The sequence below is a fragment of the Mesorhizobium sp. M7A.F.Ca.CA.002.04.1.1 genome (assembly GCF_004022805.1).
In the GTDB taxonomy this organism is placed as follows: domain Bacteria; phylum Pseudomonadota; class Alphaproteobacteria; order Rhizobiales; family Rhizobiaceae; genus Mesorhizobium; species Mesorhizobium ciceri.
Genome location: NZ_RZPL01000106.1, coordinates 1 through 10,898, shown reverse-complemented (window position 1 = coordinate 10,898; position 10,898 = coordinate 1). Strand labels below are relative to the sequence as shown.

Below are 10,898 nucleotides of genomic sequence, written 5' to 3'. Positions count from 1 at the left end.
TCCCCGAAGACAGCTTCCGTCGTGCCCAGACCGCAGCCGCGCCCGGATATGCCGGCCGCCGTTCCGGTGTCTTTGCAGACAGGTTCGGGACAGACAAATTCCGGGCAGGCGGATGCCGCGACGCAAGCGCCCGATGCCCGCATCGTCAAGATCCAGGCCGGGCTCAAGGCGTTCGGCAATGACGACATGCAGCTGGATGGTGTCGTCGGCGCGCGCACAAAGGCGGCGATCAAGGAATTCCAGTCGCTGTTCGGGCTGCCGCAGACCGGCGAGCCCGATGAGATCGTCTATGTCAAGATGCGCGAGATCGGCCTGACCAACTGACGGCCGAAACGACGGCTCGCCGAGCGGCGGAAATATCGATAGAGAACCGGCAGTTTCGGGAGCTCTCTCATGCGCGTCACATCGGATCTGTGGGTTTCGGCCCTGTTGCGCCGGATTTTCGGCGCCGGTGGATTTGCCGCCGTGGTCAAGCGTGGCGCGACCGAGGCCGGCGCTGTGTTCGTGCTGGCGCGGGGCAGGCTGGGTGAGGTTGCCCTGTTCGGGCCGGCGCCGCAGACAAGCTATGATTCGGCCAAGCCCGACGACCGGTTTTTCACTCTGCTCGGAGCTGGTGACGATCCCGCGGTGCTCGAAGCCAGGCTGGAACGGGAGAAAAAATTCGATCCCGACATCTGGGTGGTCGAAATCGAGGCCGGTGCCGTGCCCGTCGAGGAGCTTATTTCCGTGAAGACGCCCTGAGGCCGGAAGAAGCCGCCGCATCGTCGCTGTTCGAAGCGGTGCGTGTATCGCTGTTGGCAGGTGCTGCGCCGCGAACCACCCTTGAAAGGATTTCCGCTCTCCACGACCGCATCTTGTCCTGGGCCGCCTCGCGATGCAGCAGCCGGTAGCGGTCGAGGAAAGTCCGGATAGCCTGCGGGTGCGGGAACTGGCTGGGATAGACGGCAACCGTGACCAGGAAGGCCCTGTCTTCGCTGAGGTCGAGCGAGCGCAAGGCGACAAGCAGCGAGGCATAATTCTGGTTGGCGGTGAGCGATCGCGCGGTCTCGAAATCGATGTCGAGCGCATCGGCGAGCGCGGTCTGGAAGAACGCGGCGTTTCCCGTCAGCGCTGTCTCGCGCAATTTCATATAGGTGTCGGCGCCCTTGAAAGGCTCGGCGGTCGCTGTCTTCTCGTCGCCGGTGCGCATCATCGAGCGCAGCCTGCGCCGTGCATTCTCGGCCGCGATGCCGAGTGTCTGTTCCCGGGCTGGCTCGCCGGAGGCGGTATCCGCGCTCGCTGGCGCGATCTTGTCTGCCCCAGCGGCGTTCGCATCCGGGTCCGGCGCGCGCACCAGGGTTGGCCTCTCGAGGGCCCTGATCAGGTCAGCAATGGTCGGGTTCAAGCCCTTGCGGCGCGCAATGGCACGCGCATGCGGCAGGCCATGTCGCCCGATCAGGGCGATGAGATCGATGTCGCTGACGGCGCGTGAGCGGATGAGCAACGGCGCGGCAATGTCGACCGGTTCCTCGCAAAGACGGCGCACCAGGGCGGCGGGTGCGTATTCGCATTCGGAAAGGGCGGCTGCCACGTAACGGCGGGATTCGACGGACACGTCATTGAACAGCGGCAGCGTCAGGTCTTCGAGCTGGCCGATCTCGCGGCGTGAAGGGCGGGTGAGCGAGCAGAACGCCGACACTGCGGCGCGGAACAGCCTTTCGGCCTTTCCCGAGTCTTTTCGTACCGCGATTTGCCTGAAGTCCGAAGATGACACGAAGGATACGCCCGTACTCGACACAAGCTTGGCGCGCTCGACCGGGATTGTGTCGGTTTCGCGAGCACCAAGAACAAAGATCAAGTTAGCGACGATCCGTTAGCGTTCCGTTAACCCTCTGCCGCCTTAATGACATTTGGAGGCGTTGCGTTGTGCTCCGGGGAAACCGAGAGGAATGCGCGAACCATGGGCATGGTACTGTCTTTCGTGCCGCGTACGGCACCAAACACCAGAGCAAAGCAAACCGCCGAAATGCCGGCGGCGGTGATCATCTTTCCCGGCATCCGCTATGAGCGGTCGCATGCCGGCGAAGTGCGGCCGGTCGATCCCGACAAGACGGGATCGCCAGGGACGAAGCCGGTCCCGCACCACTGAGTTTCGGCGGCCACGGACCTTTGGTCCGGGATCATGTCTAGTGCATGTCGCCCAAAAGTGACCTCGGTTTTGGAGAACGACATGCATGAAAACAAAGACCTAAAGCGGGTCGTCTGAATCCGTTCAGACGCGACACGCTCTAGAAGTCCTGCAACTCACAGGAACTCTGTTCGAAGAAGCGCGACACGATCGGCTTCCAGCTGCTGTCGGGGACGAAGGCACGGATGACGAAGATGCCTTCCTCGATCGGCGCTTCGACGAAGATCGCCCCCTGAAGATCCTCTGGAAGGTCCTTGCGCACGTCGATCATCTGCGCCGGCGTCAGCACCACGGCATCCAGAACGCCGCCGGTCGCTGTGTGGTCGTTGAAGGAATAGATGTTGTGGCCGCTGCGGTCATAGACCGACACCGACCAGAACGGGACATGTCCAGGTGCCTTGACGCGGACCAAACCTTCGCCCAGGTCGAACCGGCACGCCGTTGCATAAAACAGCGGGTCGACGGATTTCACCACGGGCGCCCCACCGGCCTCGGCATCGAGCCGCGTCATCTTGTAGAGATCCGAAGCCATGGACAGCCGCGACCAGGCGTCGCGTTCGGAAAATTCAGGCACCAGAAGCAGCACGGCGATGTGCACAATGCCGGCGCCGAGCAGGCCGAGCAGGACGGCATGCAAAAGTCTGCGCATCGCCGCATAAAAACTACGCATCGCAGCCGACCTTGACGATCCGCGGCAGCGAGACGTCCGACAGGCCCGTGCTGCTGGCGATTGGCGTGTCGTAGAAGGTCAGCACGAAATACATCCTGCCGAAGCCGTCTGTCAGCAGCCAATTGCCGGGCATCGGGTGATGGCCGGCGGAAATGATCACCGAATTGTCGGGCTGGCGCACCACCCCGTAGGATTGCAGCGCCGCCAGCCGGGATTTGCCGGTCTCGACCACGCTGAGCGACTGGTCGGCGGCGTAGAGCGTCCAGAACCGCGCCGTCGGAAATCCGCCCTCGATGGTGTAGGTGCATTCGCGCTTGAGCTCGGCGCCGCCCGTGTCTCGCTCGGCGACGAAGGACAGCCCCTCGGCACGGCCGAGTGCAAGCACGCCCTCGCGCGCCACGCGAGCCTTGGAATAAGGATCGGCGGACGGCGTGCCGATATCGGGAAAGGCTGTCCATTGACCGATCCGGATGGCGCCGACGCCATCCTGGACTTTCAGCGCATACCAGACGCTGCCGCCACCGCCGATGATGGCTATGGCAAGCGAAAGCAACGTCAGGAAGGCAGTTTTGAGCATGAAGGGCCGGGGACACCGAAGAGTTGCCGCTCGGGGATATCGCGGCGCAGGGCCTTGTGGCAAGCGGGCCGATGTAGAATTGCAGCCGCCTCTTCCTTCTCCACCTGCGGGAGACGGTGGCCGAGCGAAGCTCGGTCGGATGAGGGGTGTTCCAGCTTCGCAAGGACGGTGATCCGGCCAGCACCCCTCAACCGTCTCGGCGCTGCGCGCCGATCCACCTTCTCCCACAGGTGGAGAAGGAAGAGGCGCGCCATCACAGCGCCGACAGCGTCTCCGGCGGTTGAGGCGTATTGAGGACGGGCGCCGACTGGAACAGGCTGGTCATGTCCCGCAGCGTCTGCGTCGTGCGGCTGGACAGCACCGGCGGCCGTTCGGCGGCTGCATCGGCCACCGCCTGCGCGTCGCTCTTCTTCTGTGCTTCCTCGGCTTTGGCAGCGATCTCCTCGTCGACGAAGGGCTTGTCGATGCCCGGGATCGGCTTGAGGTCGATGTTCTGGTGCGCATAGACCATCAGGCGCTGCCATACCATCGCAGGCAGCGAGCCGCCGGTCATGTTCTTGGTCGGCGTGAAATCGTCATTGCCCATCCATACCGCCGCCGTGTAGTTGCCGGTGAAGCCGACAAACCAGGCGTCGCGGTAGGATTGCGTCGTGCCCGTCTTGCCGGCGACGACGATGTTGGGAAGTTGGGCCCGCCGCGCCGTGCCCATCACCGGTACTGCCGCCAGCATGGTGTTCATCGATTTCAGCGCCTGCTCCGACAACACCCGGTGTGGCGGCGGCGCATCCTTGGCGAAATCATAAACCACCTCGCCGGTGCGGGTGACGAGTTGGCTGATGCCGTGCCGGAAGCCGACGAAACCGTTGTCGGCGAACACGCTGTAGCCCGTCGCCTGGTCCATCACCGTCATGCCCGAGGTGCCCAGCACCATCGTCTTGTGCGCTTCGAGCGGCGATTCCACGCCCATCGCCTCGGCCATGGCCTTGATCGGCCCGATGCCAAGGTGATCCTTGGCCAGCCGAACCGGCACGGTGTTGATCGATTTGGCCATAGCCATGATCAGAGTTACATTGCCCGCCGATCCGCCGCTGTAATTGTGCGGCGACCAGGACCCCCAGCTGATCGGGCCGCCGGAGATGATGGAGTTGGGCGTGAAGCCGTGTTCCATCGCCGTTGCATAGACATAGGGTTTGAATGACGAGCCGGTCTGGCGCAGCGCCTTGGTGGCGCGGTTGAACTGGCTGGCGCCATAGTCGCGGCCGCCGACGATGGCGCGCACGGCGCCGTTGGTCTCGATGACGACGACGGCACCTTCGGTGACGTTGTACTCCTTGCCGAACTGGCGCAGGTGGAACTCCACCGATTCTTCCGCTGCCTTCTGGATGTTCGCGTCGAAGGTGGTGTGGGCAACAAGCGAGTGCTGGCCCGGTTTGGCGATCTTCTTGACCTCGTCGAATGCCCAGTCGAGGTAATAGTCCGGACTTTTCTGCTCGCCGCGGTCGACGACATCGGCCGGATGCAGCCTTGCCTGCAGAACCTGCCCCTCGGTCATGAAGCCGGAATCGACAAGGTTGGACAGCACCACATTGGCGCGTGCGCGCGCTGCCGGCAGGTTGATGTGCGGCGCATATTTGGTCGGCGCCTTGAACAGCCCGGCCAGCATCGCCGCCTCGGCGAGGTTCAGATCCTTGACGCTCTTGCCGAAATAGAAATCGGCGGCCGCCTCGATGCCGAACGTACCGCCCCCCATGTAGGCTCGATCGAGATAGAGCTGCAGGATTTCCTTCTTCGACAGATTGGCCTCGAGCCACAGCGACAGGAAGGCTTCCTTGATCTTGCGCTCTAGCGTGCGCTCATTGGTGAGGAACAGGTTCTTGGCCAGCTGCTGGGTTATGCTCGAGCCGCCCTGAACGACGGAATTGGCCCGCACATTCTCGAAGATGGCGCGGGAAAGGCCGAGCACATCGATGCCGTAGTGATCGAAGAAGCGGCGATCCTCGGTAGCAAGCACCGCCTTGATGACGTGATCGGGCATCTCGTCGACCGGCACGGAATCGCGCTGGATGATGCCGCGCTGGCCGATCTCGTTGCCATAGCGGTCGAGGAAGGTGACGGCGAAGTCGCCCTGGGCGCGCCAGTCGCCGGCCGTATCCTGGAAAGCCGGAATGGCCAGCGCCAGCATCACCACGATGCCGCCGGCGCCGAGCGTAAAACCTTCGCTCAACACTTCGATGATGCCACGGCGCCAGCCGTTGACGCGGAAGCGCCGCGAGAAGATCGTCGCCGATTCCCAGAACTGGCGCGCCTTGAAGCCGATCTCGTAGAGCGAGGAATCGATCCACGCGTCGAGCGCCAGCAGCCGGGCGGCGATCGGACCTCTTCTCTTGCGCGGTTCGGGACTGGCCATTCGGAATCCGGCTAGCAATTGCACGACCTGAGTACCGCAAACCGGCAATTTCAGGGCGATGCATTCCGCAAGACTATTCCTCCATTTTTCCAGCACTCACAAGGGCAGCGAAGACACAGTATCGGGTTTGTTGCTGAGGGGCGAGCCGGCTCAGGCCGGTTCGCGCTTCAGCGCCTGCGCCATGCAGTGGATGCCGCCGCCGGTCTTCGAAATCTCGCTCATGTCGACGGCCGCGACCTCGAAACCGCGGGCCTTGAGCTGGCCGATCAGCGACTGGCTGGAGGTCGGCGCGATCACCCGGTCCTTGCCCAGCGACATGAAGTTGCAGCCGAGCGCCATCGTGTCCTGGAACGGCACGTCGATGATCTCGTGGCCTTTGCCCTTCAGCCAGTCGACAATGCCGGGCTCGGTGCAGGCAAGGCAGACGGCGGTCAGTTTTTCGGCGATCGGCACCACCATCAGGTCGATATGGACGTAATATTCGTCGATGAAGGCGATGCGGGTTTCCCAGCCTTCCTTGTCGAACCAGGCCTGCACCTGGCGCGCACCTTCCTCCTGCGTGCGCGCGCCGCCGCAGCCTATCAGCACGACGCCATCCTCGATGACGTTGAAGTCGCCGCCCTCGAACGTACCAGCCGTGACCATGTCGTAGATCGGGATGCCGAGTTTTTCATAGGTGCGGATCGCGGCATAGTTCTCGCCGCGCCGCCACCAGTTGGCCATGGCGGTGATGAAGGCGCCGTAGGGCGTCATGACGCTGGAATCGCGGGAATAGACCTGCATCGGCAGCTCGGGCGTTGGCTCGTGCCAGTGGATGTTGACGCCGAAATGCTCGTAGGCGGCGACCAGGTCCTTGTGCTGTGCTTGTGCGATCTGCACGTTGCAGGGCGCCTCGCGCAGGTGCTTGCGCGACAGCGAGCTGGTCGACAGATGACGCAGGAAATTGGGCGAGCCGAGCAGGACGTCGGTCAGCACGTCGGTCTCGTTGGCAAAACCCCAGGCGGTCAGCGGCTTGGTGCCGCCGGCGGGGGTGCGGCGCTGCAGCGAAAACGGCTCGGCGACAATGCGGTCATGAACGGTCATGGGATGCTCCTCGTGAGGTGACTTGGGGGTGTCTGATTGCTCGGTATCCACCAGTCGCGTCCACGCGGGGTGGTGACATATTCTGGCCAGCGAAACCCGATCGGCGGCTCGTAGTCGCAAAGCGGTGCGATCCAGTTCGAACCGCCGATGCCGCCGCCGGTGCGGGTAACGAACTCGTCCATCGCCGCCTCGCGGGCAGTCTGGTCTTCCAGCAGGCGAAGGGCGGCAAGCGCAATCGTGCGGGAGGCGCAGGCCACCATCGGGTCGATCGTGGCCGAAATACCGCCCAGCGCATTCATCACCCAGGCTGGATAGGGATAGCCGGTCTCCGAACGCAGCGCCGGGCGGGCGACATAGAAGCGCGCCGTCGGCGTATGCCAGCTCATGTCGGTGTAATCGTCGGAGGTCGAATTGACCTGCGAGGGCGGCAGGTCGCGGCGCAGGATCGCTTCCGCCGCCTGCGGCTCGATCAGGCGCTCCAGCTCTTCGATGAACGGCTCGTCGCTCGCCATGCGCCCGGCATTGACCTGCATTTCGCGCGCGACTGCCTTGGCGTCTTCGTCCCAGCGCGGCGGTCGCTTGCCCCGCCGTCAGGATCGCCTCGCTGATCGACCAGCCGCCCTGGTGAGGCAGCATGGAATCGCGCAGAGCCTTGGAGGCCATGTACATCATCATCAATGCGTCGTTGGCGCCGGGCGCGCGCGCCGCCGAATGTGCTTGCGGAATGGGTGCAGCACCCGCAGCCAGCGCCCAGCGCTCCGGTTGGTCGCAGATGAAGCGATAGATCATCGCGTAGGCCGCGCCGCAATGCGTGTCCCAGCGCGCCGTGTTGCAGAGCGGCAGCATGTAGAACGGATGAAAGGAGATCATGCCGGCAAGGCCGTCATAATAGCCCTTGGCGGCATGGATCGGCTTTGACCCACGCACCTTTTCCGCCGGCTCGCCGGTGAAGCGCAGCGTGCCTGATATGCCGTGGCGCTGCATCGCGGCCTTGGTCGCCAGCAGCCCGCCGAGGCTCGAAATACCCAGCCCGGAATGCGGGTCGGTGTGGCCGCCGGCCTGGTTGCCAAGTCCCCGGCGCGGACGCTCGACCGTAGCGGCATCCTGGCAATTGCCCGGCACCGCGTCGTATTCGGCGTACATGCCGATGGTCGGGCCGGGGCCGTTGGTCCAATGTGCGCAGAAGGCGGTCGGCATGCCGCCGGAGCCTTCTTCGACAGAAAAGCCTTCGAGTTTCAGTCGCTCGACATACCAGGCGGCGGATTGATATTCCCGCCACGCGGTCTCGCCGTAATCGAAGATGATGCGTGTCCACGCGGACAACAACGGCTGGATGCCGTCGAGACAGGCAAGGGCGGTTGCTTGCGCCGAGGTGGCCACCGGTTTCTCCATGGCATGAGAAGAAAGCAGTGAAGCGGTTCGCTAAAAAGTGATATGTTTTCCCGGTTCGTGCAAATTCGGTTCACCTGAGGTTCCTTGCGTATACCATCCACACAAGCGCTGCGTGCGCTCGACAGCTTCGCCCGCCATGGCAGCGTCTGGCGCGCCGCCGACGAGTTGCACCTGACCCGCAGCGCCGTGAGCCATCAGCTTCGTCTGCTGGAGCGCGATCTCGGCTTCGACCTGCTCGAACGCATCGGCAAGGGCGTGGCGCTGACGCCGCGCGGCCAGCGCTATGCCAGCGACGTGCGCAAGGCGCTCACCGTTTTGGGCGATGCGGTGACGCGGGACGCCGGCACCGGCGTCGGCGGCTCGTTCGCCGTCAGTTGCACGCCCGGCTTCGCCTCGCTGTTCTTGTGCACCCATATCGGCGAGTTCCGGCAGATGTATCCTGACGTGGCGCTGCGCATCCTGACGCCGCGCCGGCTCGACGATGTCAGCAACGCAGATGCCGATGCCTTCATTGCGTTTGGTGTCGGCAATTGGCCGAACCGGGCGGTCGAGCCGCTCTGCGAAATCTCGTTCACGCCGCTCTGCAGCCCGACGCTGCTCAACAAGGTCGGCGGTTTTTCCCGACCGTCGGACGTGCTGCGCGCCAACCTGCTGCATCTCGACGACACCGAGGATTGGGCGCGCTGGCTGGCGCTGTCCAAGGTGGAAAACCCCGACATCGAGGGTGGCATCTTCTTTTCCGACATGAACCTGGTCTTTTCGGCGGCGATTGCCGGCCAGGGCATCGCCATGGGCGACGAACTGACCAGCCGGCGGGCGCTGAGCGAGGGCCGGCTGGTCAGGCCGTTCGACATCGCGATCAAGTCGCCACGCTCTTATTTCCTGGTCTCCGAACACGCCAAGGCTTCGCATCCGGTGCTGGAAGCGTTCGCGGGATGGCTGCGGTCGAAACTCCAGGAGAACCGCATTCTGCCGTATTGAGGGCAAGGCGGCGCCATCTCGCCATAGATGAATGGAATTTGCCGATCACGCGAAAACTATTCGGTTGCGGTGAGCCGGCACCCTGCCTACGATTTCGACAAGCGTTAGGGAAAGGGCAGTATGCAGCAACCCGGCCGTGCCGCAGAGATCAAGGCAATCGGGATCGGCAAGAGCTTCGGCTCGTTCCGTGCGCTGGACAATCTGTCGCTCGATATCGGCCGTGGCGAGTTCCTGACCCTGCTGGGGCCGTCGGGTTCGGGCAAGACCACCTTCCTGATGATCCTTGCGGGCTTCGTGCAGCCGACCGAGGGCAAGCTGTTCAGCGACGGCGTCGACATCACCGACCGACCGGCAGAGCAACGTGCCGCCGGCATGGTGTTCCAGGGCTACGCGCTGTTCCCGCATATGAGCGTCGAAGCCAACATCGCCTTCCCACTCAAGGTGCGCAAGAAACCGGCCGCCGACATCAAGCGCCGTGTCGGCGAGATGATCGAGCGCGTCGGTCTCAAGGGCCACGAGAAGAAACTGCCGGCGCAACTGTCGGGCGGCCAGCAGCAGCGCGTGGCGCTGGCCCGTGCGCTGGTGTTCGAACCTGGCGTGCTGTTGCTCGATGAGCCGTTCTCGGCGCTCGACAAGAGCCTGCGCGGCCAGATGCAGGCCGAGATGAAGCGGCTGCACCAGGAAACCGGAACCACTTTCGTCTTCGTCACCCACGACCAGAGCGAGGCGCTGGCGCTGTCGTCGCGCGTTGCCATCTTCAACCACGGCAAACTGCTGCAGGTCGGAGCGCCCGACGAAGTCTACGACCGGCCGGACAACCGCTTCGTCGCCGAGTTCCTCGGCGAAATCAACATGCTGCCGCTGAAGGGCGTCAAGCCTGCCGGCAATGGCTCGACCGGCCTTTGCGAAGACCGCGCGGTCAGCATGGGCTGCAAGGCCGAACTCGTGCGCGGCGATGCCATCCTGGCGATCCGGCCCGAATACATGTCGATATCGGGCGAGGCGGCGGATGGCGAGAATGGCATCGCCGCTACCGCCACCAACTCCACCTATCTCGGTGCTGCGACGCGGCTCGACCTGACGACACGGCAAGGCGCCAAGGTTACCGTCTCGGTGCCGAACGAGGTGGCGGCCGCAGCGCTCAGCAAGGGCAATTCCGTCTGGCTCACCTGGCCGGCGGAAAAGGGTTTCCTCCTTCCGCATGGAGGGCAATGACGACGGTGTGGCGAGATGTCGCTCCACCGCTTTCCGGCACTATCAACAACAAAAAAGGGGAACTGACATGACACATGACAACAAAAAACAAGCCGTCGAGAGCCTGTCCGCCAGGGCAGGTCGCGGCGAGATCTCGCGCCGGCAGTTCACACAGCTGGCGGCACTCGTGCTGGCCGGCACGCCGATGCTGCTGCGCTCGACAGGTGCCTTTGCGCAGGCCAAGGAACTGGTGCTGGTCAACTGGGGTGGCGATGCCATCACCGCCTATGATGCCGCCTATGGCCAGGCCTTCACCAAGGACACCGGCATCGCCGTCAAGATGGACGGTTCGGGTCCGACCGAAGGCGCCATCGCCGCGCAGTTCAAGAGCGGCGCGCCGACCTGGGATCTCGTCGACGTAGACCCC

The 10,898-nt window shown here is 63.9% G+C and carries 10 protein-coding genes and 2 pseudogenes; 6 read left to right on the top strand and 6 right to left on the bottom strand.

Annotation, left to right across the window (positions count from 1 at the left end):
• Together ENZ75_RS08235 and ENZ75_RS08230 are read left to right on the top strand one after the other, a co-directional pair.
• On the top strand, positions 1 to 324 hold a 324-nt coding region (locus tag ENZ75_RS08235), incomplete at its 5' end, for a peptidoglycan-binding domain-containing protein (RefSeq protein ID WP_164887762.1).
• Positions 325 to 393: 69 nt separating this feature from the next.
• Positions 394 to 741: a DUF1491 family protein gene (locus tag ENZ75_RS08230; protein WP_013532655.1), complete on the top strand. Its 348-nt coding sequence runs from the start codon at positions 394 to 396 to the stop codon at positions 739 to 741.
• Here ENZ75_RS08230 and ENZ75_RS08225 read toward each other — a convergent pair.
• On the bottom strand, positions 719 to 1,753 hold the full coding sequence (locus tag ENZ75_RS08225) for a hypothetical protein (RefSeq protein ID WP_063170191.1): 1,035 nt from the start codon (positions 1,751 to 1,753) through the stop codon (positions 719 to 721). The genes ENZ75_RS08230 and ENZ75_RS08225 overlap by 23 nt on opposite strands.
• A 186-nt stretch (positions 1,754 to 1,939) precedes the next feature.
• On the opposite strand from ENZ75_RS08225, the gene ENZ75_RS08220 reads away from it, so the two are divergent.
• Entirely contained in the window at positions 1,940 to 2,128 is a 189-nt protein-coding gene (locus ENZ75_RS08220; protein WP_013532653.1) for a hypothetical protein, read from the top strand.
• A 139-nt stretch (positions 2,129 to 2,267) separates the two neighbouring features.
• Here ENZ75_RS08220 and ENZ75_RS08215 read toward each other — a convergent pair whose 3' ends face one another.
• The 5 genes and pseudogenes from ENZ75_RS08215 to ENZ75_RS08195 all read right to left on the bottom strand — a co-directional run bounded on the left by ENZ75_RS08215 (position 2,268) and on the right by ENZ75_RS08195 (position 8,296).
• A complete protein-coding gene (locus ENZ75_RS08215) occupies positions 2,268 to 2,837 on the bottom strand; it encodes a DUF1254 domain-containing protein (RefSeq protein WP_013532652.1) in 570 nt (189 codons plus the stop codon).
• Complete coding sequence (locus tag ENZ75_RS08210; protein WP_013532651.1) at positions 2,830 to 3,414, bottom strand: DUF1214 domain-containing protein; 585 nt, start codon at positions 3,412 to 3,414, stop codon at positions 2,830 to 2,832. Before ENZ75_RS08210 ends, ENZ75_RS08215 begins: the two co-directional genes overlap by 8 nt.
• Positions 3,415 to 3,667: 253 nt before the next feature.
• On the bottom strand, positions 3,668 to 5,821 hold the full coding sequence (locus ENZ75_RS08205) for a penicillin-binding protein 1A (protein ID WP_013532650.1): 2,154 nt from the start codon (positions 5,819 to 5,821) through the stop codon (positions 3,668 to 3,670).
• 150 nt (positions 5,822 to 5,971) lie between these two features.
• A complete protein-coding gene (locus ENZ75_RS08200; protein ID WP_127325982.1) occupies positions 5,972 to 6,904 on the bottom strand; it encodes a dimethylarginine dimethylaminohydrolase family protein in 933 nt (310 codons plus the stop codon).
• A pseudogene (locus tag ENZ75_RS08195) lies at positions 6,901 to 8,296 on the bottom strand (hypothetical protein). The gene ENZ75_RS08200 and the pseudogene ENZ75_RS08195 overlap by 4 nt, the downstream one beginning before the upstream one ends.
• 84 nt (positions 8,297 to 8,380) lie before the next feature.
• Between ENZ75_RS08195 and ENZ75_RS08190 the strand changes: the two are divergent.
• The 3 genes and pseudogenes from ENZ75_RS08190 to ENZ75_RS08180 form a co-directional block, all read left to right on the top strand.
• On the top strand, positions 8,381 to 9,277 hold the full coding sequence (locus ENZ75_RS08190) for a LysR substrate-binding domain-containing protein (protein WP_013532647.1): 897 nt from the start codon (positions 8,381 to 8,383) through the stop codon (positions 9,275 to 9,277).
• 120 nt (positions 9,278 to 9,397) lie between these two features.
• Complete coding sequence (locus ENZ75_RS08185) at positions 9,398 to 10,492, top strand: ABC transporter ATP-binding protein (protein WP_013532646.1); 1,095 nt, start codon at positions 9,398 to 9,400, stop codon at positions 10,490 to 10,492.
• Between the two features lie 67 nt (positions 10,493 to 10,559).
• Positions 10,560 to 10,898, top strand: a pseudogene (locus tag ENZ75_RS08180) (ABC transporter substrate-binding protein); the annotation flags it as partial.